This is a genomic window from Streptomyces sp. NPDC044571, assembly GCF_040647115.1.
Taxonomy (GTDB): Bacteria; Actinomycetota; Actinomycetes; order Streptomycetales; family Streptomycetaceae; genus Streptomyces.
The window spans coordinates 25,906-50,880 of record NZ_JBEZBN010000004.1; the positions used below are offsets into that span (position 1 = coordinate 25,906).

Sequence of the window (24,975 nt, forward strand, 5' to 3'; positions counted from 1 at the left end):
TGCGACGTTTCTCGGTTCGGGCGGGCGAGAAGCCATGAGCGAGGAGACCCGCAGACTGCTCCTCGACGCCGGGAGCCCGGGCGTCGTCACCCGCTGCCGCGACTTCACCCGCCGGGCCCTCACGGACTGGCACTGGCTCCCCGCGAGCGCCGACAGTGCCGCCTCCGCCCGGATGGCCGGGGCTCCCGACGCCGGGAGCCCCGAGGCCCACGGCGACGATGCCCGGGGTGCAGACGCCCGGCGCGAAGGCGCCGAGGCCGCCGAGGACGTCCTGCTCATGGTCTCCGAGCTCGTCAGCAACGCCTGTCTGCACGCGGGCGGCCCCCGCGAACTGGTCCTGCACCACGACTCCGGCCGGCTGCGCATGGAGGTCGGGGACGCCAGCCCCGTCGGCCCCAGGCTCAAGTCGCCCGCCGACCCCGCCCTGCCGGGAGGGCACGGCTTGGTGGTCCTGGCGCGGCTCTCCCGCACCTGGGGATGGGAGCCCTACGCCGACGGAAGGGCCGGCAAGAAGGTCTGGGCCGAAGTGGCCACCCCGCCCACTCGGGCGGGCCCCCCGGAGCCGCCTCCGGTCACTGGTCTTCGAGAAGGCTCGTCCGCAGGCCGGCCAGCGTCCGGCTGAGCAGCCTGGAGACGTGCATCTGGGACAGTCCGAGCCGGTCGCCGATCTCGGACTGGGTCAGCTCCTGACCGAAGCGCAGGGACAGCAGGGTCCGCTCGCGCTCGGGCAGCCCCGCAAGGATCGGCTTGAGGGACTCCAGGCACTCGATACGGTCGTACGCGGTCTCCTCTTCGCCGAGCGAGGGCCGGTCGGCGTACGCGCCGCGGTCGCCCTCCTCCTGCGCCGGAGCGTCCAGGGAGCGCGCCGAGTAGGCGTGCGCGGCCTTCTGCCCCTCCGCGAGCTCCTCGGCCGTGACCTGGAGGTGCCCGGCGAGCTCGGCGTCCGTCGGCTCGCGGCCCAGGTCCTGCTCCAGGGCGTCGTGGGCCTTCGCCGCGTCGATCCGCAGCTCCTGGAGCCGGCGCGGGACCTTCACGGCCCAGCTGGTGTCACGGAAGAAGCGCTTGATCTCGCCGACGATCGTCGGCATGGCGAAGGTGGTGAACTCGACACCGCGCCCCGGGTCGAACCGGTTGATGGCCTTGATCAGGCCGATCGTCCCGACCTGGACGATGTCCTCCATCGGCTCGCTGCGGCCGCGGAAGCGGCGGGCGGCATACTTCACCAGGCTGAGATTGAGCTCGACGAGGGTGTTGCGGACGTACGAGTACTCGGCGCTGCCCTCGTCCAGTGCCCGCAGCCGGTGGAACAGCGCCCCCGACAGCAACCGGGCCTCGTCCGTGCTCACGCTGAGCGTGTCCTGCGGAATGCCCTCGGTGACCTCTGTGTGCAGCATGTCGGCTCCTCCGACGGATGGTCGCGCCGCAGGTGTGCGGGCACGGCCGTCTCGTGAGCTGTCCTGACAGATATACCCGCCCGGACCGGATACGAAGCGGACCGGTGTGCGACAAGCTCGGGGCGGCGGGCGGGCGGCGGCTCAGAGCCGCAGCTCAGGGCCGCCGTCAGGGCGGAGGCGGAGAGCGCAGCGCCTGCCGTACCGACCAGAGCACCGACACCAGCGGCACCGCCACCACCGCGCCCAGCACGCCCGCGGCGATGGCCCCTGCCACCACCGACAGCGCGACCACCACCGGATGCAGCCGCACCGCCCAGCTCATCAGCAGCGGGTGCAGCAGGTGGCCCTCGATCTGGCCGATCACCACGATCAGCACCACCACGAGCCCGGCGATCAGCGGACCCTTGGCCGCCAGCGCGACCAGCACGGCCACGGCGAGGGCCACCGGGGAGCCGATGAGCGGCACGAACGCGGCGAAGAACTCCAGCAGTGCGAGCGGCACCGCCAGCGGCACCCCCAGAGCGAACAGTGCGATCCCGACGAGGATCGCGTTGGTCCCGGCGACGAGCACGATGCCGTGCGTGTACCCCGTGAAGGTCCGCCAGGCCGCCCGCCCGGCGACCGCCAGCCTGCCCTGCAGGCTCCGGGGGAACTGGGAGCAGACCCAGCCCCACTGCCGCTCACCCGAATGGATGAAGAACACCGAGCAGAACAGGGCCAGCACGGCGACCGTGAGGGCCTGCACCAGCCGCCCCGCCCCGCTCACCGCGGTACTGAGCAGCGTCGTGCGATGACTGGAGAGGTAGTCCCCGATCCGGGCCTGCACGTCATGGAGCGCGTTCGGGCTCAGCCGCAGGGGCGGCCGCTCCAGCAGCGGCTCCAAGCGCTCCAGCCCCGCCCGGAACTCCGAAACCAGCGAATTCCACTCCGCGGCCACCGTCTCGCCGACGAAGGCCAGCGCGCCCAGCAGCACCACGATGCTGCCCAGCAGCGCGCAGGCCACGGCGAGCCCCCGCGGGATCCACCGCGCCAGCAGACCGGTCAGCGGGCGCAGCAGGGCCGTGAAGACGAGACCGAGGAAGACCGCCACCCCGACCTCGTGGAACCGGCCGAGGACGATGAACACCGTGTAGACGACGGCGCCGACCACCAGCAGCCGCCACGCGTAGTCCGACACCGTGCGCAGCAGCGGCGACACGGATGGCACGTTCGGCCGCCTCGCCGGCCGTCCGCCCGCGCGGCGGACCGCGCGGGCAGGGCGGGCCCCCGCCCGGCGCGCCGGCCGCCCCGCGGATCGCCTGGTCATGTGGTGCCGCCTCTGCCGATGGCCACCGGCCCGATGGACGGGAGTCCCGATGGAGGGGGAGTGGTGGTGGAGGGGAGTACTGATGGAGGGGAGTACTTCCCTACGAGGTCCCACGCAGGGCTGCCCGCACCACACGCCCGGCGCCGGATTCGCCCGAAGGTGTCCCGTTCCGCGGCCCGTGCCAGAGTGGTGCCAGAGTGGACTCGGAGGCTCCATGGACGAAGCGCGACAGGGCCCCGGACTCAGCGAGGAGGGGCTGAGGCGGCTGCTCGACGGCCTGACGGCAGTTCGCGACGGAGACTTCACCACCCGCCTGCCGGAAGGCCCCGAAGGCCTCCTCGGCGAGATCGCCGCGGTCTACAACGGCATGGTCGACCAGCTGTCGCTGGTGACCGCCGAGGTCACCCGGGTCGCCCGCGAGGTCGGCGGCCAAGGCCTGCTCGGCGGCCACGCCCGTGTGCACCGGGTGAGCGGCATCTGGCAGGAGCTGGCCACCGGTGTCAACACGATGGCCGACAACCTCACCTCGCAGGTCCGTTCGATCGCCCAGGTCGCCGCGGCCGTGGCCAACGGCGACCTCACCCGCAAGATCCGGGTCGACGCCCGCGGTGAGATCCTCGAACTGAGCGAGACGATCAACACCATGGTCGACCGCCTGTCCTCCTTCGCCGAGGAGGTGACCCGCGTCGCGCGCGAGGTCGGCACCGAGGGGAAGCTCGGCGGCCAGGCCACCGTCCAGGGCGTCTCCGGCACGTGGAAGGACCTCACCGACAACGTCAACTCCATGGCCGACAACCTGACCAACCAGGTGCGCAACATCGCGCAGGTCACCACGGCCGTGGCCGGCGGCGACCTGACCCGCAAGATCGACGTCTCCGCCCGCGGGGAGATCCTGGAGCTGAAGACCACCATCAACACGATGGTCGACCAGCTCTCCTCCTTCGCGGCCGAGGTCACCCGGGTCGCGCGCGAGGTCGGCAGCGAGGGCAGGCTCGGCGGCCAGGCCGAGGTCGAGGGGGTCTCCGGCACCTGGAAGCGGCTCACCGAGAACGTCAACGAGCTCGCCGGGAACCTGACCCGCCAGGTGCGGGCGATCGCCGCCGTCACCAGCGCCGTCGCCGAGGGCGACCTCACCCGCTCCATCACGGTGGAGGCGCCGGGCGAGGTCGGGGACCTCAAGGACAACATCAACGCGATGGTCGAGTCCCTGCGCGTGACCACCCGCGCCAACCAGGAGCAGGACTGGCTCAAGACCAATCTGGCCCGGGTCTCGGGCCTGCTCCAGAGCACCCGCGACCTGACCGCCCTCACCCGGCTCGTCATGACCGAGGTGCCGCCGCTGGTGGCCGCCCAGTACGGCGCGTTCTTCCTCGCGGAACACGACGAGGCGGGCGGCTACCTGGTGATGACGGCCTCGTACGGGACTCCCGACGACCCGGCCTCGCCGCCCCGCCGGTTCCGCTTCGGCCAGTCCCTGGTCGGCCAGGCGGCCGGCACCCGGCGAACACTGGAGGTCGACCGGTTGCCGCCCGGGTACGCCACGATCGCCTCGGGCGCCGGGGCCGCCGAACCGGCCGTGCTCCTCGTGCTGCCGATCGTGGTGGAGGACCAGGTGCTCGGCGCCGTCGAACTGGCCGCGCTCAGCCCCTTCACCGCGATCCACCGCGACTTCCTCGACCAGTTCATCGAGGCCGTCGGCGTCAGCGTGAGCGCCCTGATCGCCAACGCCCGCACCGACGAGCTGCTGGAGCGCTCGCAGAGCCTGACCACCGAACTGCGCACCCGCTCCAGCGAACTCCAGGCCCGCCAGGAGGAGTTGCAACGTTCCAACGCCGAACTGGAGGAGAAGGCGGCCCAGCTGGCCGACCGCAACCGGGACATCGAGCGCAAGAACCTGGAGATCGAGCAGGCCCGGCAGGAGCTGGAGGTCAGGGCCCAGCAGCTGTCCCGTACGTCCATGTACAAGTCCGAGTTCCTGGCCAACATGAGCCACGAGCTGCGCACCCCGCTCAACAGCCTGCTGATCCTGGCCCAGTTGCTCGCCCGCAACCCCGACGGCAACCTCACCGACAAGCAGGTGGACTACGCCGAGGTGATCCACTCCGCCGGCTCCGACCTGCTCCAGCTGATCAACGACATCCTCGACCTGTCAAAGGTCGAGGCGGGCAAGATGGACCTGCACCCCGAGTCCTTCGCGCTCCACCGGCTCCTGGAGTCGCTCGACTCCACCTTCCAGCCGGTCGCGGCCGCCCGAGGACTGGAGTTCCGGGTCATCACCGGCGGTGATCTGCCCGAGATGCTGTTCACCGACCAGGCGCGGCTGCGCCAGGTGCTGCGCAACCTGATCGCCAACGCCCTGAAGTTCACCGAGCAGGGACACGTCGAGCTGCGCGTGGGCCCGGCGGCGGAGCACGAGCTCCCGGCCACCGTCCGGCCGGGCCGGGCGGGCGTTCTCGCCTTCCGGGTGGCCGACACCGGCATCGGCATTCCCGAGGACCGCCTGGAGATCGTCTTCGGCGCCTTCCAGCAGGGCGACGGCACCACCAGCCGCCGCTACGGGGGCACCGGGCTGGGCCTGTCCATCAGCCGGGAGGTGGCCCATCTCATGGGCGGCGCGATCGAAGTCCGCTCGACTCCCGGCGAGGGCAGCGTCTTCACCCTCTTCCTGCCGCTGGGGACCGCGGAGCGGGCGGCGGCCACCGGGCCGGAGCCGTCCCTGCCGTCGGTGTCCGAAGCCCCGAGCCCGGACGCACGGGCTGCCGGCGCCCCGGCGGAGGCACCGCCGGCCGGGCCCACCGTGCTCATCGTGGACGACGACGCACGGAACGTCTTCGCCCTGACGGAGATCCTGGAGCGGGAGGGGATGCACGTCCTGCGGGCCGAGGACGGCCGGTCCGGCCTGGAGCTGCTGTCCGAACACGACGACGTGGACCTGGTCCTGATGGACGTGATGATGGCGGGCATGGACGGTTACGCCGCCACCGCGGCCATCCGGGCCCTGCCCGGCTACACCCGTGTCCCGGTCATCGCCGTCACCGCCCAGGCCATGCCGGGCGACCGCGAGAAGGCCCTCGCGGCCGGTGCGGACGACTACGTCACCAAGCCGGTCGACGCCGACGACCTGGCCGCCCGCATCCGCACCTGGCTGGGGTGAGACCGGCGCGCACGGGCCCGGGGCCGGCGAGCACGGGCAGGGGCCGGTCGCCCGGCGCTACTGCGCCACCCGGACGAGCACCAGGCTCGTGTCGTCGTCCGTGTTCTCCCGCGCCCCTGTGAGCAGCCGGTCGGCCTGTTCCTCGATCCCGGCGTCCGCGAGCTGCTCCACCGCCGTCATCAGCAGCGACACACCCTCGTCCAGCGGGCTGTGGCGTCGCTCGACGAGCCCGTCCGTGTACAGCACCAGCAGGTCCCCGGGGCGCAGCGCGGTCGCCGTCTCCGTGTACGACACCGACGGCACCGCCCCGAGCAGGATGTCGTGCGGCGGCTCCAACCGGGACGCCCGGCCCTCCCGCAGCAGGACCAGCGGCGGGTGTCCGGCGCTGGCCCAGCGCAGCACCCGCTCCCGCGGCTCGTACAGGGCGCAGACGGCCGTCGCCGTCGGGTGGCCGGGCGCGGCCAGCGCCACGTCGTTGAGCCAGCCCATCAGCTGACCCGCCGCGGCGCCGGTGTACGCCAGCCCGCGCAGCGCGTTGCGCAGCGCCACCATGGCCGTCGCCGACTCGATGCCGTGTCCCGCGATGTCACCGACCGCCAGCATCACCCGGCCGCCGCCCAGGGGCAGTACGTCGTACCAGTCGCCGCCCACCTTGTAGTCCTGCGCAGCGGGCCGGTAGCGGGCGCTGGCCAGCAGCCCGGGCAGGCTGAGCGAGTCCGGCACCTCGGGCACGATGGCCTGCTGGAGCTGACGGACGAACTGCCGGCGCACCGCCGCCTGCGCCTCCATGGCCGTCAGCTGGTCGAAGCTGGCCCCGAGGGCCAGCTCGGTGCGGTACCGGTCGGAGACGTCCTGGAAGACGCCGGTCACCGCGGCCGTGACCGCCCCCTGGAGCAGGGGCTCGGCGCTGATCCGTACGTGGCGCAGCCCGCCGTCCTCGCGCACGACCCGGACCAGGGCCTGCGCCCCTTCCTGATGCACGGTCAGCCGTTCCAGGAGCCGGGCCATGCCGCCCTTGTCGTCGGGGTGGATACGGGGCATCAGGTCCCACAGCGGGACGGGCGGTGCGTCCCGTTCCACGCCGAAGACCTCGTACGCCCGCTCGCTCCAGCGCGACACCCCGGAGACGAGGTCCTCCTCGAACAGCGCCAGCCGGTCGAGCCGGTCGAGGACGCGGGGCAGCAGCCGGGACGCATCGTCCGAGGGATGCCACAGGACGACGCACCGCCCGGGCCCGAGCGGCAGCGCCCGTACGTCGACCAGCGCGGCCCCGTCGCGGCCGGACAGCCGGTCCGCCCGGCGCGGAGCCGCGGCCGCCCGGGCCTGCTCGACGAGCCGGGCCAGCTCTGCGCAGTGCGCGGGCAGCACCTCGGCCAGCACCCGTCCGACGGGCCGCGGCACCTCGGCGAGCTGCCGAGCCGCCATCGGATTGGCGTGGCCGACGGACCAGTCGGGCGCCCCCTCGGGACGGAGCAGGACGAGCGCCGCCTCGCCCAGGCAGTCCAGCAGGGCGCCGAGCGCGCTCGCGCTGCCGGGGCCCTCGGGACCCGGGTCCGCGTCCAGCACCACGGCCGCGGTGTCGCCGACGGCCTCCACCGCCCGCACCACCGGTGGATCGAAGACCACCGGTCCGGGCCAGCACACCAGCAGCACCCCCGTGACCGAGCCCTTGTGGCGCAGCGGCAGGACGGCCCGCCCGGCGTCGGGGGCAGGGCCGGGCAGGGGGTGGTCGGGCGGCGGCCCGTCGGGCAGCCACCGGGCCTCCCCGTGGTCGAGGGCGGCCCGCAGGGCGCCGCCGAGCTGGGGCAGCAGCCACTGCCAGTGCGAGGACGCCAGGGTGCTGCCTCCGGCCTGGGCGGCGAGCTGGAGGCAGTCGGTCGCGGTCCGCCGCCACAGCCACACCTCCTGTGCGCCGAGGTGGCCGAGCCCGGCGTCCAGCAGGGCCGCGGCGGCCTGCCCGGCGGTCGCGGCCGCGGTCACGGCGGCGTCGGTACGCCGCAAGCGGCGCGGCGCAGCCGGATCCGCCCCGGCGGCGGCCGCGGTTCCGGCGGCGGCGTTCACGATGTCCGCGGCGACGTCGCGGGTGCCCAGGCCCGTCTGCGCGACGAGGCGGCGCAGATGGTCGGCGGCGTCGGCCGGGGGCACGGAGAGCTGGGCGACCAGTACGCCGGTCGCCAGATCCAGCAGATGCCGGTCGGCGCACTCGGCCTGGAGCTCCGCGATCTCCGCGGTCAGGGCGCGCACCGCACGCAGGAGGGCTCCGGAGTCGCTCGCGGACGCTGGGTCCGGCACGCCGACGGGCTCGTCCATGTCGCCTCCGGGAGGGAGGCCGGGAGCCCTGAACGGCCCCGACTCAAGGCCATAAAGAGATTATAAAAACGGTCAAATGCTTTGAAAGTGATTCTACTCGGGCATTTCTCCCTCGTGCAGTACGCGCAGTACGCGCGCGGCCCCCGGCCTGCTTGAGGCGAACCTCTCCGGGCAGGCGCAGGGCCTACGGACAACCCGTACGTGACCACGTCCCCACTCCGGAAGGAAGTGACCCTGGTGCGCATCGCGTTCCTGACGGCGCCGGAAGGCGTCGAGGAGATCGAACTCACCGAACCCTGGAAGGCCGCCACCGAGGCCGGATGGAACCCTCAGCTCGTCTCGACCCGGGCGGGCCAGGTGCAGGCCTTCCACCACCTCGACAAGGCGGGGCGCTTCACCGTCGACCACGTCCTGGCCGGGGACACGGCGGATGCCTTCGACGCCCTCGTCCTGCCCGGCGGCGTCGCCAACCCGGACGCCCTGCGGATGGACGAGCAGGCCGTCGGGTTCGTCCGGTCCTTCTTCGAGGCGGGCAAACCCGTCGCGGCGATCTGCCACGCCCCGTGGACGCTGGTCGAGGCCGACGTCGTACGCGGCCGGACGCTGACCTCCTGGCCCAGCCTGCGCACCGACATCCGCAACGCGGGCGGCACCTGGGTGGACGAGCAGGTGCACGTGAGCCACGAAGGGCCCTCCACCCTGGTCACCAGTCGCAAGCCGGACGACCTGGACGCCTTCTGCAAGGCGTTCGTCAAGGAGTTCGGCGGCTGACCGGGCTGCGGCACGGTCACACGCCCAGCGGCATAAGGAGCCGTCGGACATGATCACTGTCGGGGTTGAGGAAGAGTACGTGCTGCTGGATCCCACCACCTTCCTGCCCCTCCCGCGGGCGGAGGAGGTACGGGCCGCGGCCGGCCTCGGCTCCTGGGCGGACGAGGGGGAAGTGCAGAACGAACTCCTGCAGGCCCAGGTCGAGGTCGCCACCCCCATCTGCACCGACCTGGAAGAGGTCGGCGGCCACCTGCTGCGGCTGCGGCACGCGGTCGGAGCAGCGGCCGAGGACAGCGGATGCCGGATCGCGGCCTCCGCCACGGCTCCGCTGAAGGACGTGGAGCCGGTCCCGGTCACGCAGAAGCTGCGCTACCTGAAGATGCGCGAGGAGGCCCGCCGGCTGGTCGACGAACAACTGATCAACGGCATGCACGTGCACGTGGCCGTACCCGACCGGGAAATGGGCGTGGCGGTCCTGAACCGACTGCGCGTCTGGCTCCCGACGCTGCTGGCCATGTCGGCGAACTCGCCCCTGTGGGACGGGCGCGACACCGGATTCGCGAGCTGGCGCACGATCGTCTTCGGACGCTGGCCGGTCAGCGGCCCGCCCCCGTGCTTCACCGCCCTCGCCGACTACGAGCAGCGCGTCGACGCGCTGCTGGAGTCCGGGGTGATCGCCGACCGGGGGCAGCTGTACTGGCAGGCACGGCTGTCGGAGCGGTATCCCACGGTCGAGGTGCGCTGCCTCGACGTGCAGCTGGAGGCGACCGATGCGGTCCTGCTCGCCGGAATCGCCCGCGCGCTGGTCAGCACGGCGATCGCCGAGGAGAAGGCCGGGGCCCCGTCGGCCGTGTGCAGCCCCGAACTGCTCCAGGCGGCGAACTGGCACGCCGCCCGGCACGGCCTCGACAGCACCCTCGTCGACCCCGAAGGGCGCAGCCGCAGCGCCGGAGACGTCCTGTGCATGCTGATGCGGCACATCGGGCCCGCCCTGGAGGAGGCGGGGGACCAGCGCGAGGTGGGCGCCCTGCTCCACCGGCTCCTCCAGCAGGGCACCCCGGCGGACCGCCAGCGCCGCGCTCTGGCAGAAGGGGGCATGCCCGGTCTGTGCAGCCTGATCACGTCGGAGGCGGCCGCGCGCTGACGGGTACGCCCCTCCTCTTGGCACGCGCCAACCCCAGGGCGACAACCGAACCCGCCGCCTCGGGGGTGACCGGAGCGGAGGGGCCCCATGCCACAGGACCAGGCCGGGCCGCCGGCCGGACGGCCTCCCCGCTCGCCGTCGCGGCGGCCCTCACCGCCATCGAGCAGGCGGTCCGGGCGGCACAGGGCCCCGACCCGACCGCACCCGGCGGCGGCCCGGCAGCGGCATCCGCGGCCGGCCCGGAGCAGGCGCTCGCCTCGCTCCTGCTCCTGCGCGCAGCCGACCGCTCGGTCACCGCATGGGCTCGCGCCAACGCCGCCGGGCTGCGCCGGCCGGCCGGACAGATCACCGCGCTCACCGACCTCCCCGCCCCCGCCGCACGGCAGCTGGGCGACCTCGACCGGGCGCCGGCGGACGACGACGCCGCACGGCTCGTCCGTCCCCTCGCCGGCACCCGCCCCATCTGCGGGCCGAGCACGCGGAGCTCGCCGACCGCATCGACGCGATGAGCCGCCACACCCACCAGCTCCGCCGCGACAGCGACGAGCGGCGCCGCGACGCCTGAACGGCCCGGAATCCGGGCCCGGCCGGAGCCCTCAGCGGCGCGCCGCCCGGTGGCGAGCCGCCCCAGCCTGTAGGGGAGGGGGTACAGGCGAGGTTCTGGAGGACGGATGACGTCAGTGGACCGCTCACCGCAGCAGGCGCCGGCCGCCGAACGCGCCGAACGGCGCAGCGAGCGGCGGGTCGGCCAGGGCTCGGCGGTACTGCGCTGGCTCTCGACCACCGACCACAAAGTGATCGGCAACCTCTACCTCGTGACGGCGTTCGCCTTCTTCCTCTTCGGCGGGGTGCTGGCCCTGCTCATGCGGGCCGAACTGGCCCGCCCGGGGACGCAGCTCCTGTCCAACCAGCAGTACAACGAGCTGTTCACCGTCCACGGGACGGTCATGATGCTGCTGTTCGCCACTCCGACCTTCACGGGTTTCGCCAACGCGATCATGCCCCTGCAGATCGGATCGCCCGACGTCGCCTTCCCCCGGCTCAACGCCTTCACCTACTGGGTGTACCTCTTCGGCGGGCTCCTGGTGGTCTCGGGGTTCCTGACCCCCGACGGGGCGGCGCCCTTCGGGTGGTTCGCGTACGCCCCGCTGAACGACGCCGTGCATTCCCCGAACTCCGGATCCGACCTGTGGGTCATGGGACTGGCGGTGTCCGGCCTGAGCACCATCCTCGGCGCGGTCAACTTCATCACGACCATCGTCTGCCTGCGCGCACCGGGCATGACCCTCTTCCGCATGCCCATCTTCACCTGGAACGTGCTCTTCACCTCCATCCTGGCGCTCCTGGCCTTCCCCGTCCTCACGGCCGCCCTGCTCGCCCTGGAGGCGGACCGCAAGCTGGGCGCCCACGTCTTCGACCCCGCCAATGGGGGCGCCCTGCTGTGGCAGCACCTGTTCTGGTTCTTCGGGCATCCGGAGGTCTACATCGTGGCGCTGCCGTTCTTCGGGATCGTCAGCGAGATCCTCCCGGTCTTCAGCCGCAAGCCCCTGTTCGGCTACGCCGCCCTGATCGGCGCGACGATCGCCATCACCGGCCTGTCCGCCGCGGTGTGGGCCCACCACATGTTCGCGACGGGAGCCGTGCTGCTGCCGTTCTTCTCGCTCCTGTCCTTCCTGATCGCCGTCCCGACCGGGGTGAAGTTCTTCAACTGGATCGGCACGATGTGGAAGGGGTCGATCTCCTTCGAGACCCCGATGCTGTGGTCCCTCGGCTTCCTCGTCACCTTCCTCCTCGGCGGTCTGACGGGCGTCGTCGTGGCCTCCCCGCCGATGGACTTCCATCTGACGGACAGCTATTTCGTCGTCGCCCACCTGCACTACGTCCTCTTCGGCACGATCGTCTTCGCCACCTTCGCCGGCTTCTACTTCTGGTGGCCCAAGCTCACCGGCCGGATGCTCGACGAACGCCTGGGGAAGATCCACTTCTGGACGCTGTTCATCGGCTTCCAGACCACCTTCCTCGTCCAGCACTGGCTCGGCGAGGCGGGCATGCCCCGCCGGTACGCCGACTACCTGGCCGCGGACGGCTTCACGACCCTCAACTCCGTCTCCAGCATCGGGGCGTTCCTGCTGGGCCTGTCGACGCTGCCCTTCCTCTACAACGTCTGGAAGACCGCGCGGTACGGCGAGCACGTCACCGCCGACGACCCCTGGGGCTGGGGCCGCTCGCTCGAATGGGCGACCGGCTGCCCGCCGCCCCGGCACAACTTCCACGCCCTGCCCCGGATCCGCTCCGAGTCCCCGGCCTTCGACCTGCACCACCCGGAGGTGACCCGTGAAGGGTGAAGCCTGGCTTTTCACCGGTACGGCCCTGTTCTTCGCGGCCACCACGCTCGTCTACGCCTGGTTCTCCCTGGAGCCCGCCGGGACCGCGGCCCTGGGCGTCTCCTTCCTCATGTCGAGCCTGGTCGCCGCCTTCTTCTGGCGGCAGTACGGGCGCGGCGGTGAGCGGCCGGAGGACCGCAAGGCGGCGGAGGTCCGGGACGCGGGCGGTCGGCGGGGCTTCTTCCCGGCCCGCAGCTACTTCCCGGTGATGGCCGCCGCGGGGAGCGCGCTGATCGGCCTGGGCGTGGTGCAGGGGCTGTGGATCTGCCTCATCGGACTCGGCGTCCTGTTGCCCGCCGTCCTCGGCTTCTCCTTCCAGAACCTCGACCACCCGGAGTAGCCGCCCCGCTCGGCCGCGCCCCGGCCGCCCCGGCAGCCGCCCCGCTCAGTCCTCCTGCCCGGGCGGCGGCTCGGGCCGGTCCGGGCCCGCGATGAGGGCTGCGATCCGCTGCTGCTGCTCGGCGGTCGCGGGGGAGGGGACCCGGTCGCGGTAGTACCAGGAGCTGATCGCCGCCCGCGCCCGGCCGGGCAGCGCCCGCAACCGACCGCCGCCGGCCGCAGGCGGCGGCTCCACGGGCCGCGGCCGCTCCCGTACCAGCAGGGCGTAGGCCTCCTCGGCCGGCAGGGCCAGGTGCTCCGGGTGGAAACCGCCCTCGACGCCCTGGCGCACCAGCCCCGACTCGGCCCCCTCGACCAGCCGCTCCCGCTCCTGCGCCTGCAACGCCAGGCACAGCCGTCTCGTCAGCCAGAACGCCGCCACCGGCACGGCGAGGAACGCCACGCGCAGCACCCAGGTCACCGCGCCCACCGGCAGGTCGAAGACGAACGCGACGATGTCCTGCCCGCCGGCGACGAGCAGCACGCCGTACGAGGAGAGCGCCGCGACCCCCAGCCCCGTCCGCACCGGCCGGTCGCGCGGCCGGTCGCACACGTGCCGCTCGCCGGCGCCGCGCGTGATCCAGCGCTCGAAGAACGGATAGGCGTACAGCACCATGAAGAGCAGGCCGGGCAACAGCACACCCGTCACCAGCGGGTTCCAGCTCACCGTGTGGCCCCCCGCACGGGTCTCCACGCCGGGCATCAGCCGCAGCGCCCCCTCCAGGAAACCGATGTACCAGTCCGGCTGGGACCCGGTGGAGACCAGGTCGGGCCGGTAGGGGCCGTACACCCAGATGGGATTGACCTGCGCCACGCCACCCAGGAGCGCCAGCACGGCGAAGACGCTGAAGAAGAGCCCGCCCGACTTGGCCACGTACTGGGGGAAGAACGGGAGCCCGACGACATTGCGGCCGGTCCTGCCGCGCCCGGGCCACTGGGTGTGCTTGAGCACGAACACCAGCAGGACGTGCACGGTGATCAGCGCCAGCAGCAGACCGGGGACGAGCAGGATGTGCACCGGGTACAGCCGGGACACGATGTCCTGCCCGGGGAACTCGCCGCCGAAGGCGAACATGCTCACGTACGTCCCGGCCACCGGAACCGAGAGCATGATCCCCTGGGCGATCCGCAGGCCCGTCCCGGACAGCAGGTCGTCCGGGAGCGAGTAGCCGGCGAACCCCTCCAGCAGCGCAAGCATGAACAGGGTGACCCCGATCGTCCAGTTGGCCTCACGCGGGCGACGGAAGGCACCGGTGAAGAACACGCGCAGCATGTGCGCCCCGATGGCCGCGACGAACAGGATCGCCGCCCAGTGGTGGATCTGCCGGATCAAGAGCCCGCCGCGCACGTCGAAGCTGATGCTCAGCGTGGACAGGTACGCCCGGGACATCCGCACCCCGCGCAGCTCCGCGTACGAGCCGCGGTACACCGACTCCGCCATCGAGGGCTCGAAGAAGAACGTCAGGAACACGCCGGTCAGCAGCAGGACGACGAAGCTGTAGAGCGCCAGCTCGCCGAGCAGGAAGGACCAGTGGTCCGGGAACACCTTGCGCAGCACGCCCCGGGTCGTCTCCACGAGCGGCAGGCGATCGTCGAGCCACGCCCCGCTCCGCAGCGCCGCTCGCCGCGTCCCGGCCTTCGGGCCCGTCTTGCGTGTCGACCCCAGCACCCGCGTGCACCTCCTGTCTGAGCCCTCGCCATGACGTGGCGGGAGGTCGAGCGAGTCGCCCGGAGTGTGGGCAACGCTACCTAAAGTGATAATTGCGGATCAATGCAGACACGGTGCACATCACCTGTGGCGCATCATGGAAATGCACCCGCCGCGGGAACCCGGGCACGGGCCGGTCGATGGACGGAGCGTGAGTGGTGGAGATTTCTACGAGGGAGGTCTTCGGCGCCCCGTGCTGGGTCAGCCTGATGGCGCGCGATCTCCTGGGAGCACAGCAGTTCTACGGAGCGGTCCTCGGCTGGAAGTTCCGGCCGGCCCGCCTGGGGGAGAACTTCACGGTCGCCGTGGTCGAGGGGGTGCCGGTGGCCGGCATCGGGGCCCTGGCGGAGGACCTGGCGGTGGCGGCCGCCTGGACCCCGTACTTCGCCGTCGACGACGCCGATGTCGCGGTCGACCGGATCCGCGAGCGCAGTGGCACCATTGCCGTCGGCCCGGTGTCCTTCCCCACGGGCGGCCGGGGTGCGCTGGTGGCCGACCGGGACGGTGCGGCCTTCGGGATCTGGGAGGGCGGGGTCTCGGCGGACTGGAGGGTGGGTGTCGGACCCGCGCCGGCCTGGCTGGAGCTACGGACGAGGGACGCCTTCGAGGCCGCGATCTTCTACGGCGAGGTGCTCGAATGGGCCACCGGCCGCCCCGGCTGCTGCGAGGTCTCCTACGAGGACGCCCAGGTCGTCCTGCGGCAGGCGGGCGAACCCGTCGCCCGCCTCAACGGCGGGAGCGAGGAGAGCCCGGTCTGCGGCCAGGAGACCCGTCCCCGCTGGCACGTGCACTTCCGCGTCGCCGACCTCGACGAGGCGATCGCCGCGGCCGTCGCAGCCGGCGGAACCACCCTCTCGACCATCATCCCGAGCCCCACCGAGCGCTGCGTCACCCTGCGCGACCCCGAAGGGGCCATGTTCATCCTCACGGCCGTCCGCTCGGACTGAAACCCTGGCCCGGGTGGACCACCGCGCTCGCGGGCCGCGCCGGTGCGGTGTCCGCTCGAAGGGTGACCCACCCGACCCGCCGCCCCGCCCGCTGCCGGTGGACCGGACTGCCCCCGGCAGCGGGCGCCGCGGTCATGGCCGCGGGCATCCTCTCCGTCGGACTGCACCTGACCGGGCACGAGGTGCTGTCGGCGGCGGCCCTGGCCATCGCCGCCTTGCTGTGGCTCGTCCTCGCCGGCACCCTCGCGGCCCGGCTGGTGCGCGACCGGGGCCGCTTCCGCGCCGAGGCCGACACCCCGGCCGCCCTCACCGCGGTCGCCGCGACCACGGTGCTCGGAGCCCGGGTCTCCCTGCTCGGCCGGCAGACGGCCGCCGCCGCGCTGCTGGCGCTGGCCGCGGCGCTGTGGCCAGTGCTGCTGCTCAACGTCGTACGCCGATGGAAGCGGCGGATGCCGGGGGCGGTGTTCCTCGTCTGCGTGGCCACCCAGGGCCTCGCCGTCCTGGCGGCGGTCCTGGCCGCCGCCCTCCACCTCGACTGGCTCGCCCGGGCCGCCCTGGCCGCCTTCTGCCTCGGCCTGGTGCTCTACGGCGTGGCCCGCGCCCGCTTCGACGTCCGCGAGGTGGTCCGGGGCGCGGGCGACCAGTGGGTGGCGGGCGGCGCGCTGGCCATCTGCGCCCTGACGGCGTCCAGGCTCACCGCCTCCCCGGTGTGGACCGATACGGTCCACACGGCCCTGCGTACCGCCACGCTGGTGACGCTGACCCTGTCCCTCGCCTGGTACGTGCTCCTCCTCGCCGCCGAACTGCACCTGTGGCGCCCGCACTACGACATCCGCCGCTGGGCGACGGTCTTCCCGCTCGGCATGACGGCCACGGCCTGCCTCTCGGCGGCCGGGCCGACCGGGGTGGGCTGGCTCGGCCGGCTGGGCGAGGTACTGCTCTGGATCGCGGTCGGGGCTTGGCTGCTGACCTTCGCGGCCTTCCTCGGCGCCCGCCGGGCAGCGCGCCGGCACGGCTAGGCCGGGCCACAGCGCTACGCGGGCCCTCCCCGCCGGCGGTGCCGGTGCGCCGCAGCGGCCACCCCGAGCAGCAGGACCACCGCCACCGCCAGCGTCCACCGGGGCCCGCGATGCAGGGTCAGCAGGCCGCCCGTCAGGGCGCCGAGGAACAAGGCGGCCACCGACACGACCCGCCGGAGCGAGGCCCGCCCCCACGGAGCGACGGCCAGGCCCGTCAGCGTCCGGGTGACGACCGTGGTGGTCAGGTCCGGCACCGCGTTGCGGTACGCGACCGCGTTCTGCAGCCCCATGCCGAGCGCGAGCAGCAGTACGACCGCGAGCCGCCCCGCCCCGCCCGTCGTCACGGCGAGGGCCGCGGCCACCAGCCCCGCCTGGACCGCCACCAGCGGGCCGAACATCCGGGGCGCCGCACGGTCGCCCCGCAGCCGCCGGGCCGCGGCCGCCCCGGCCAGGAAGGCGAGGAGCGCCAGCAGCGAGGCGGAGATGGACAGTTCGCGCTCGCCGGCGAGCGCGAAGCCGAGGAACGCCACATTGCCGGTCATATTGGCGACGAACACGTGGTCCATGGCCAGATAGCTCACGGCGTCGACCAGCCCGCTCACGAAGGTGAGCACGACCAGCAGGGGCGGCAGCACCCCGTGCGGCCCCTCCGCGCCCTCCGGTCCGGGCGGGAACAACTGCGCGGCCAGCGTCCGCAGGAGCCCGCGCCGGGTGGATCGCATCTCAACGCTTCCTCGGGCCGCGCACGCGCCGGACCCGGAGTAGGGTCCCGCCATGGCCTACACGTTCCAGGTGACCATCGACTGCGCCGACCCGCACTCCCTCGCCGACTGGTGGGCCGAGGCCCTCGGCTGGGAAGTGGAGCCCAGCGACGAAGGCTTCATCCGCGGCCTGATCGCCGCCGGGCACGCCGACGAGGACGACACCACCACCCACCGCGGCACCCTCGTCTGGAAGACCGGAGCCGTCATCCGCCACCCCGAGGGCCTCGAACGCGCGCCGCGCCTCCTGTTCCAGCTCGTCCCCGAGCCCAAGGCCGTCAAGAACCGCGTCCACCTCGACGTGCGCACCGGCCCCGACGACCCGGACGAGGTGGTCGAACGCCTGATCTCCAAGGGCGCCAAGCGCCTCCACGACGGCCGTCAGGGCCCCCACAGCTGGACCACCCTCACCGACCCCGAGGGCAACGAACTCTGCGTCTCCGCCTAGACCCTGCCCCGGGCCCCGTCGGCCGCCCACCCCACACCCACCCGGACCAGGGGTAATTCGGTACCGGACCCGTCCTCCCGCACGTGAGAATGGAGCATCTCGAACCGGGAGGAACCCATGGGCCCCCAGGCCTACCTGACGCTGCACGACCTCATACCGCCGCAGGACCTCGCGGCGGCCATCGAGGCCGGGCACGTGATCCGCAAGCCGCACCCCGAACTGCCGCTGTCCCTCTACTCGTACACGAGGACGGCCCAGTACGAACACGCCTGGAACCGGGCGACCATGCGCTGTCGCGGACTGGTCGCCGAGGACACCACCGGCGCCGTCGTCGCCCTCCCGCTGCCGAAGTTCTTCAACGTCGGCGAGCACGAGTCCGGCCGGCCCTACGCCCCGGCCCTGCCCGACGAGCCCTTCGAGGTGTACGACAAGGTCGACGGCAGCCTCGCGGTGGTCTTCCACTACGCGGGCCGCTGGCGGGCCGCCACCCGCGGGTCCTTCACCAGCACGCAGGCGGCCTGGGCACAGCGCCGGCTCGACAGCCGGGACACCACGGCCCTCGTCCCCGGAGTGACCTACCTCGCGGAGATCCTGTACCCGCAGAACCGCATCGTCGTCGACTACGGCGACCGCCGCGACCTGGTGCTCCTCGCCGCCTTCGGGCCGGACGGCACCGAGGTGGAGCTCACCGAGGCCGCAGCCCACTGGGAGGGCATCGGAGCCGTCGTCACGGTCTGGCCGGCCATGCCGCTCGACGAGCTGATCGCACTGACCGAGTCCAACACCCTGCCCGGCGGCCGGAGCACCACCGGCACCGACGCCGAAGGCTTCGTACTCCGGTTCGCCTCCGGGGTGCGCGCGAAGGCCAAGCTGTCCGAGTACGTACGCCTGCACAAGGTGCTCACCGGCGTGACCGAGCGGGACCTCTGGCGCGCCCACGGCATCCAGCGCTTCGCCGGCCTGCCGGCCAAGGTGCTCCGGCAGGGCCTCGGCTGCTCGCCCGAGGAGATCGAGGCGAGCGGTGGCAAGCCGCTCGACGCCCTGCTGGAGCAGGTCCCGGACGAGTTCGACACCTGGGTGCGCGAGGTCATCGCCCGACTGGAGGACGCGGCGGCCCGCCGCGGGCGCGCCATCGACGCGGCCTTCGGGGAACTGGCGCACCTGGCCGGCGACCGCGCCGCGTTCGCGCGCGCCGTGCAGGCCGTGCCCGACCGGGACATCCGCGCCGCGATGTTCCTGCGGCTGGACGGCCGGCCGACCGAGCTCCTCGTATGGCGGCAGCTGCGGCCGGAGGCGTCCAACCCGTTCACGACCGATGAGGAGAACTGACCCGTGTCCGAAGAGCCCGCCCGCCCCGTCGTCCATGTCATGACGGGGCTGCCCGCCTCCGGTAAGACGACCGCGGCGCGCGCCCTGCAGGCCGAGGCCGGCGGCCGGATGCGCCGCGTCAACCTGGACGACCTCAGGGCCATGCTCGACGTACCCGACCCCGAACGGGGCCGTTCCCACCGGCACGAGCAGACCGTGCTGGCCGTCCAGGACGCGGCGGTGCGCGCGGCCGTCGAGGACGGTTTCGACGTGGTCGTGGACAACACGCACCTGACCTCGCGGATCCCCAAGCGGCTGAAGGCCGCGGTCGGCGGACTCGCCACCTTCGTCGTGCACGACTTCACGGACGTGCCGCTGGAGGAGTGCCTGCGCCGGGACGCCGCCCGCGAGCGGCCGGTCGGTGAGGAGGTCATCCGCATCCTGGCCTCCAAGCACGCCGGCGCCAAGAAGGGCGGCTGGCGGCTCACCGCGGAGTGGTTCAACGACCAGCCGGCCGTCGAACCGTACGTGCCGGACCCGGCACTGCCCTCGGCGGTGATGTGCGACATCGACGGCACGCTGGCGCTCACCGGCGACCGCAGCCCGTACGACTTCACGCGCTGCGAGATCGACGCGCTGAACGAACCGGTGCGCTACGCGCTGGACGCCTTCCGGCGCGCCGACGGCGACACGATCGTGCTGCTGTCCGGGCGCGGGGAGGAGCACCGTCCGCAGACGGAGGCATGGCTGCGGCGGCACGCGGTGCCGTACGACGAGCTGTGGATGCGTCCGCTCGGCGACACCCGGCGCGACGACGTGGTCAAGGCTGAGCTGTTCGACGCGCATGTGCGCCACCGGTACGCGGTGCGGGTGTCGCTGGACGACCGCGACCGGGTGGTCGCGGTGTGGCGCCGGATGGGGCTGCCCACCTGGCAGGTCAACTACGGCGCCTTCTAGCCGCGGGGCCGCCGCCGGGAGCGCTGCCGGGTGTGCCGCCCATACTGGGGGCATGAAGGTGTTGATCGTGGACGCTGCCAATGTCGTCGGGTCCGTGCCGGACGGCTGGTGGCGGGACCGGCGCGGTGCGGCCGAGCGGCTGCGCGACCGGCTGGCGGAGCGGGCGTCGTCCCGGGGCACCTGCCCCGCGGAGGGCGGGAGCGAGGAGATCGTGCTCGTCGTCGAAGGCGCCGCCCGGGGCGTCGAGTCCGTCCCCGGCGTACGGGTGGACCCGGCGCCCGGCAGCGGCGACGACCGGATCGTGGAACTGGCCGCGTCCTTCGCGGACCGAGGCTGCGTGGTGGTCACGGCCGACCGGGAACTGCGTGAGCGGGTTCGGGCGTACGGTGCGGAATGCGTGGGTCCGCGTGCCGTACGCCCAGTGGACTGAAGGCGTTCAGCCGGTCAGTCGCACCACTTCACGCTCTCCAGGTTCTTGACGTAACGGGCGGAGACCCAGGCCTTTTGGTGCTCGCCGAGGGCGCGGGCCTCCGTGCCCTCCTGTTCGGTGCCGTCCGCGTTCTCGTCCTCGCGTCCGCCCTCCTGCGCCCCGTCTTCCCCGGACTCGTCCTCCCTGGACTCGTCCTGCTTGCCCTTGCCGCCGTCGTGCTTGCCCTCGTTGTGCTTGCCGCCGTCGTGCTTGCCCCCGTTGGGCTTGCCTCCCTCGTGCTTGCCGCCGCCCTCGTCGTGCTTGCCCTCGTTGTGCTTCCGGCCGTCCTCTTTGGACCCGTCCTCCTCGGCCGAGTCCTCCTTAGACGAGTCCTCCTTGGACCCCTTGTCCTTGGACGAATCCTCCTTCGACTCGTCGTCGCCGGACTCCTCGTCCCCGGCCTCGTCGTCCCGGGCCTCGTCGTCCCCCGTCCTGCCCTCGTCGTCGTGCTTGAGGTAGAGGCGGTACCACAGGCTGTTGCCGTCGACCTCTTCACCGTGCTGCTTGCACACGAGGCCGACCTTGTCCTGCGGCTTCAGGTGGCCCACGGCGGACGAGCGGGTGGTCGGCTTGCTGCGGACCGTCAGCGGAACGCGCGAGACGACCCTGCCGACGGTGTACTCGCGGCCGGAGTGGTTGCCGGACTTGTCGTCGTCCGGCTTGAAAAGAACGATCTCCTGTGAATCCGAGTCGCCCCTCGTGTCGTGGTCGTCAGCGACGGCGGCGCCCGCGCCGATCAAGCCGAGCACCAGGCTTCCGGCGGTGAGAGCGAGGATGTTCCTGGTGGGCTTCTGCATGTGCAGGCTCCTCTACGAAGACATCCGCCCGCCCGCGGTCCGTCCGCGGCGCGGGGCGGCAGCCGGGCGGCTGCCAGGGACGACTATGGCGAGGGCGGGTCGTGGTGCCCGGGTGACGCACCGCCGTTTAACCCGAAATGCCCAATATATGCGTAGCGATGATTTGATGTCAGATCATATGAAGAATGGGGGGTCGGTGCACCCCATCGGGGGACTGCCGCATCCCCGGAGGCTGGCTAGCATTTCCATGAGCGCTTTTTCATGCAATCCCATATGGGATTGCATGATCATGCACGTCCGGCGAGGAGGGGTCGAATCATGCAGGTGGGCAATGGCGTGGTGGCGAGCGGGATTCCCGGTGCGGTCTGGGTGAAGAGCAGTGCCAGTGTGGGCAACGGGAACTGCGTGGAGCTCGCGGCGCTGGGCGGGGGCGCCGTGGCGGTGCGGAATTCCCGTTTCCCCGACGGTCCGGCGCTGGTCTTCACGGCCGCCGAGATCGCGGCCTTCATCGAAGGTGCCAAGCGCTCGGAATTCGACCGGTTGACCTGAAGGAGCCCAAGGCTTGGGCCAAGGCTTGGAGTGGCAGGCGGGCGCACCTCATTCTGGGACGGACGTCCACCCCGGTCATATGGGAGTTCTTATGCCTGCCCTCCCCGAGCCGCTGCCCGACCCGGTCGCCCCCGTCGTGCCGCTGGGCCAGGATCCGGGACGGGCGGCGACCGACCGCCTGCTCGGGCAGGAGCTCAGGAGGTGCCGTGAGGCCCGAGGCCTCACCCTCAGGCAGGTCGCCCCGGTCATCCACGGGTCGGTCTCGAAGATCAGCCGCCTGGAGCGGGGCGAGAGCCCGCCCCGGCCGCGGGACGTGCTCGCCCTGGCCAGGTTCTACGAGGTCGACGCGCAGGAGATGCGGGTGATCGAGCGGCTCCTGGAGCATGCCCAGGACGCGGAATGGTACGAGCAGTTCAGCGACGTCACCCCCGGCTTCCTCAAGCGCCTCATCCAGCTGGAGGGCGACGCCGAGGAGATCTGCGTCTACGAGAACCTGGTCGTCCCCGGAATCCTCCAGACCCGCGCCTACGCCCGCCATATGGTCCGCGCCGTCATGCCGAGCGCCGAGCCGGAAGAGGTCGAGCGGGTGGTCGAGCTGCGGGCCGAGCGGCAGCTACGCCTGCTGGACGGCCCGCTGCCCCGGGTGGTCGCCCTGCTGGAGGAGAGCATCCTCCACCGCCGGTGCGGTGACGCCGAGGTGATGCAGGAGCAGCTGAAGCACCTGCTGCACGCCGGCGACACCGACAAGGTCAGCATCCGCATCTTGAAGATGTCACGGGAGTGGGGTGTCACACCCCCGTACCCGATCACGCATCTCAAGTTCAGCAACGGCGAGCAGTCGGAGCTCGCCTACGTGGAACACATCAACGGCGCGAACTACGTCACCAAGCCGCGGGCCCTCGACGACTACCGCAACGCCCTGAGCAACCTCCGCAACGCGGCGGCGTCCAAGGACGAGAGCATCGACCTGATCCTCCAGGCCCAGCACCGTTTCGGCGACGCGGGGTCCTAGAAGGCCCGGAGCCGGCCGACCCCGCCCCACTCGACCCAGTCCCAGGGGCGGTGGGCCGGGGGCGGGGGTGCGGCGTCGGGGCGCCAGTCGACCACGTCCACCAGGCCGGGGACCAGGATGTCCAGGCCGTCGAAGTACCGGCGTACCTCGTGGGGTTCGCGGACCCGGCCCCACGTGCCGTGCGTGGTGACGTCCATCAGGCGGGTCACCTCGTCGCGAACGACCGGGTCCTCGCTGACCAGCTGGCAGATCACCATGAAGCTGCCCGGCGGCAGCAGGGCCGCCGTGTTGCGGACGACCGCGGCCGGGTCGTTCTCGTCGCCCGTGTCCTTCAGGCAGTGCAGCACGGACACGAACAGGGCGGCGATCGGCTGGTCCCAGTCGAGGAAGCCGTCCGTCTCCTGCCGGATCTCCGCGGTCCGCCGCATGTCCTTCGACAGGACCAGGGTGCGGCCGTCCTCGTGCAGGGTGGTCTGGGCGTGCGCGAGGACCATCGGGTCGTTGTCGATGTACGCCACCCGGCACCGGGGGTCGGCCCGCTGGGCCACCTCGTGCACGTTGTCCTGCGTGGGCAGACCGGACCCGTGGTCGAGGAACTGCCTGATTCCGTAGTCCTCGACGAGGATGCGGACGACACGCCGCAGGAACGCCCGGTTGTTGCGGGCCAGCAGCTGGGTGCTGGGGGCGATCTCCAGGAGCCGGGCGCAGGCCTCGCGGTCGCTGGCGTAGTTCTCCACCCCGCCCAGGAGCCAGTCGTACATCCTGGCGACGCTCGGGGTGTGCATGTCGATGAGCGGCGAGGGTGTCCCGGGGGTCTGCCCTGACTCCATGTGCCCTCCTGGTGGACCTCGTCCAAGGCCCTGCGGCCGGGGTGGCGGCCCATCGTAGGGAGTCGGGCGGGGCGTGCCAATCTCTCGTGCATGGGTTTCGGCCAGAGTCGCCGGGAGGCGCCCGGGGTCGGGGGCGGGGCCGTGCCCGCCCCCGAACGGGCACGGCCTCGCTGGGCCCACAGGGGCAGGGCCGTGGCCTACTCCCGGTCGGCCGAGGGAAATCCAAGCAGCGGACGCCGGGGATGTCGCCCATCCACAGGGTGAGACCCGCCTACACCCCGAGGAGGTGACCCTGTACAACCTCGGCGGTACACAAGGGGGTTGACGTGGAGGTGTCCGCACATCCGGCCGTGATCCGGCTCCGCGCCGTGCTTCCGGCCGTCGCCGAGATCGTGTACGCCCTCGGCTCCCTCTGGATCTCGGCCACCATGCTGGGCAACTGGCCTGATCCACATGGTTACTGGCGGGACACCGGCGCACTCGCCTACCTCCTGCCGGCCGCCGCGTACCTTCCGCTCGTGCTGCGCCGGCGCTTGCCCGTCGCCGTCCTGATCAGCACGGCGCTCTGCGTCGGCTTCGTGACCGTCACGACCACCGGCTGCTGGGTTACGGGCGGCGGCTCCCGGCGGCTGCGCGAGCTGACCTTGCAACTCCGCCTGGAACAGGAGAGGAGGCCCGCGGGGGCGTACGGGAGGAACGCATCCGGATCGCCCGCGAGCTGCACGACGTCATCGCCCACCACGTCTCGGTGATCTCCGTCCAGACCGGGCTCGCCGGATACGTCTTCCCTCCGACCCGCCGACGGCCCGCCGGGCCCTCGACACCATCGGCGACAGCGCCCACGAGGCCCTGGCAGAGATGCGGCGCATGCTGCTGGTGCTCCGCCGCCTCCGCGTCCGCCGGCCAGGGCTTGATCGGCATGCGCGAGCGGGCGACGATCTACCACGGCACGGTGAGCGCCGGACCGGCCGCGGGCGGGGCTTCGAGTTGCGCCTGGGTTCCGGTGCCGCGGGGTGGCCGAGAGGCCGCCGCGGACGGCCTCACCGGCTCCGCGAACTCCGCGGCCACCGCACACACCGCGCAGACTGCACACACCCCACACACGGGAGAAGGGGGCGGGGGATGCCGCGCGTGCTCGTCGTCGACGACCAGTTCCTCCGATGCGTACGTCCTGCGGGCCCTGCGCGTGGGGGCCGCCGGGTTCCTCCTGAAGGACACGCCGCCGGAGCGGCTGCTCGCCGCCATCGCCACCTCGCACGCCGGCGAGATGCTGTTCAGCCCCTGGGCGCGGCGCGGAATCATCGAGGCGTACGCCGCCCCCGCCGTCCG

General features: G+C 72.5%; 22 protein-coding genes. 15 read left to right on the forward strand and 7 right to left on the reverse strand.

The features are described from left to right. Positions 1 to 34 precede the first annotated feature (34 nt). A complete protein-coding gene (locus AB0B01_RS03200) occupies positions 35 to 622 on the forward strand; it encodes an ATP-binding protein (RefSeq protein ID WP_361712322.1) in 588 nt (195 codons plus the stop codon). Here AB0B01_RS03200 and AB0B01_RS03205 read toward each other — a convergent pair. Next, the gene (locus tag AB0B01_RS03205) at positions 573 to 1,394 is read right to left on the reverse strand and encodes a SigB/SigF/SigG family RNA polymerase sigma factor (RefSeq protein ID WP_361712324.1); all 822 of its coding nucleotides are present in this window, start codon (positions 1,392 to 1,394) and stop codon (positions 573 to 575) included. The genes AB0B01_RS03200 and AB0B01_RS03205 overlap by 50 nt on opposite strands. A 166-nt stretch (positions 1,395 to 1,560) precedes the next feature. Further along, the gene (locus AB0B01_RS03210; protein WP_361712326.1) at positions 1,561 to 2,601 is read right to left on the reverse strand and encodes an AI-2E family transporter; all 1,041 of its coding nucleotides are present in this window, start codon (positions 2,599 to 2,601) and stop codon (positions 1,561 to 1,563) included. A gap of 313 nt (positions 2,602 to 2,914) precedes the next feature. On the opposite strand from AB0B01_RS03210, the gene AB0B01_RS03215 reads away from it, so the two are divergent. Further along, a complete protein-coding gene (locus AB0B01_RS03215; RefSeq protein WP_361712328.1) occupies positions 2,915 to 5,854 on the forward strand; it encodes a HAMP domain-containing protein in 2,940 nt (979 codons plus the stop codon). Positions 5,855 to 5,911: 57 nt separating this feature from the next. Here the strand turns inward: AB0B01_RS03215 and AB0B01_RS03220 are convergent, their stop codons facing one another. Next, a complete protein-coding gene (locus AB0B01_RS03220) occupies positions 5,912 to 8,164 on the reverse strand; it encodes a SpoIIE family protein phosphatase (RefSeq protein WP_361712330.1) in 2,253 nt (750 codons plus the stop codon). Positions 8,165 to 8,401: 237 nt separating this feature from the next. Here AB0B01_RS03220 and AB0B01_RS03225 point away from each other — a divergent pair, with 237 nt between their 5' ends. The 5 genes from AB0B01_RS03225 (at position 8,402) to AB0B01_RS03245 (ending at position 12,803) form a co-directional block, all read left to right on the forward strand. Next, positions 8,402 to 8,935 carry a type 1 glutamine amidotransferase domain-containing protein gene (locus tag AB0B01_RS03225; protein WP_361712581.1) on the forward strand — a complete coding sequence of 178 codons (534 nt, stop codon included), beginning with the start codon at positions 8,402 to 8,404 and terminating at the stop codon, positions 8,933 to 8,935. Positions 8,936 to 8,984: 49 nt separating this feature from the next. After that, a complete protein-coding gene (locus tag AB0B01_RS03230) occupies positions 8,985 to 10,079 on the forward strand; it encodes a glutamate--cysteine ligase (RefSeq protein ID WP_361712332.1) in 1,095 nt (364 codons plus the stop codon). Positions 10,080 to 10,096: 17 nt separating this feature from the next. Then, entirely contained in the window at positions 10,097 to 10,588 is a 492-nt protein-coding gene (locus AB0B01_RS03235) for a hypothetical protein (protein WP_361712334.1), read from the forward strand. A 162-nt stretch (positions 10,589 to 10,750) separates the two neighbouring features. Beyond that, positions 10,751 to 12,424, forward strand: coding sequence for a cytochrome c oxidase subunit I (gene ctaD / locus AB0B01_RS03240; RefSeq protein ID WP_361712336.1), 1,674 nt, complete (start codon positions 10,751 to 10,753; stop codon positions 12,422 to 12,424). Then, on the forward strand, positions 12,414 to 12,803 hold the full coding sequence (locus tag AB0B01_RS03245) for a cytochrome c oxidase subunit 4 (protein WP_361712338.1): 390 nt from the start codon (positions 12,414 to 12,416) through the stop codon (positions 12,801 to 12,803). The genes ctaD and AB0B01_RS03245 overlap by 11 nt, the downstream gene beginning before the upstream one ends. A 45-nt stretch (positions 12,804 to 12,848) precedes the next feature. Here the strand turns inward: AB0B01_RS03245 and AB0B01_RS03250 are convergent, their stop codons facing one another. Beyond that, positions 12,849 to 14,456: a cytochrome bc complex cytochrome b subunit gene (locus tag AB0B01_RS03250; protein WP_361712583.1), complete on the reverse strand. Its 1,608-nt coding sequence runs from the start codon at positions 14,454 to 14,456 to the stop codon at positions 12,849 to 12,851. Between the two features lie 302 nt (positions 14,457 to 14,758). Between AB0B01_RS03250 and AB0B01_RS03255 the strand changes: the two genes are divergently transcribed. Then, entirely contained in the window at positions 14,759 to 15,496 is a 738-nt protein-coding gene (locus AB0B01_RS03255; RefSeq protein ID WP_361712585.1) for a VOC family protein, read from the forward strand. A gap of 62 nt (positions 15,497 to 15,558) precedes the next feature. Continuing rightward, entirely contained in the window at positions 15,559 to 16,515 is a 957-nt protein-coding gene (locus AB0B01_RS03260; RefSeq protein ID WP_361712340.1) for a hypothetical protein, read from the forward strand. A 14-nt stretch (positions 16,516 to 16,529) separates the two neighbouring features. Here AB0B01_RS03260 and AB0B01_RS03265 read toward each other — a convergent pair whose 3' ends face one another. Then, positions 16,530 to 17,237, reverse strand: a complete 708-nt coding sequence (locus tag AB0B01_RS03265; RefSeq protein ID WP_361712342.1) for a YoaK family protein — start codon at positions 17,235 to 17,237, stop codon at positions 16,530 to 16,532. 52 nt (positions 17,238 to 17,289) lie between these two features. Between AB0B01_RS03265 and AB0B01_RS03270 the strand changes: the two genes are divergently transcribed. From AB0B01_RS03270 to AB0B01_RS03285, 4 genes are all read left to right on the forward strand, one after another. After that, on the forward strand, positions 17,290 to 17,724 hold the full coding sequence (locus tag AB0B01_RS03270; protein ID WP_361712344.1) for a VOC family protein: 435 nt from the start codon (positions 17,290 to 17,292) through the stop codon (positions 17,722 to 17,724). Positions 17,725 to 17,841: 117 nt separating this feature from the next. Beyond that, the gene (locus tag AB0B01_RS03275; protein WP_361712346.1) at positions 17,842 to 19,053 is read left to right on the forward strand and encodes an RNA ligase; all 1,212 of its coding nucleotides are present in this window, start codon (positions 17,842 to 17,844) and stop codon (positions 19,051 to 19,053) included. A 3-nt stretch (positions 19,054 to 19,056) separates the two neighbouring features. Further along, the gene (locus AB0B01_RS03280) at positions 19,057 to 19,989 is read left to right on the forward strand and encodes an AAA family ATPase (protein WP_361712348.1); all 933 of its coding nucleotides are present in this window, start codon (positions 19,057 to 19,059) and stop codon (positions 19,987 to 19,989) included. A gap of 52 nt (positions 19,990 to 20,041) precedes the next feature. Beyond that, complete coding sequence (locus AB0B01_RS03285) at positions 20,042 to 20,419, forward strand: NTP pyrophosphohydrolase (RefSeq protein ID WP_361712350.1); 378 nt, start codon at positions 20,042 to 20,044, stop codon at positions 20,417 to 20,419. Between the two features lie 14 nt (positions 20,420 to 20,433). Here the strand turns inward: AB0B01_RS03285 and AB0B01_RS03290 are convergent, their stop codons facing one another. Beyond that, entirely contained in the window at positions 20,434 to 21,255 is an 822-nt protein-coding gene (locus tag AB0B01_RS03290) for a hypothetical protein (protein WP_361712352.1), read from the reverse strand. Positions 21,256 to 21,573: 318 nt separating this feature from the next. Here AB0B01_RS03290 and AB0B01_RS03295 point away from each other — a divergent pair, with 318 nt between their 5' ends. Then, positions 21,574 to 21,804 (forward strand): DUF397 domain-containing protein, encoded by a 231-nt coding sequence (locus tag AB0B01_RS03295; RefSeq protein ID WP_361712354.1) that lies wholly within the window; start codon positions 21,574 to 21,576, stop codon positions 21,802 to 21,804. 91 nt (positions 21,805 to 21,895) lie between these two features. Continuing rightward, positions 21,896 to 22,816 (forward strand): helix-turn-helix transcriptional regulator, encoded by a 921-nt coding sequence (locus tag AB0B01_RS03300; RefSeq protein ID WP_361712356.1) that lies wholly within the window; start codon positions 21,896 to 21,898, stop codon positions 22,814 to 22,816. Here AB0B01_RS03300 and AB0B01_RS03305 read toward each other — a convergent pair. Continuing rightward, positions 22,813 to 23,646 (reverse strand): SAM-dependent methyltransferase, encoded by an 834-nt coding sequence (locus tag AB0B01_RS03305; RefSeq protein WP_361712358.1) that lies wholly within the window; start codon positions 23,644 to 23,646, stop codon positions 22,813 to 22,815. The genes AB0B01_RS03300 and AB0B01_RS03305 overlap by 4 nt on opposite strands. Between the last annotated feature and the right edge of the window lie 1,329 nt (positions 23,647 to 24,975).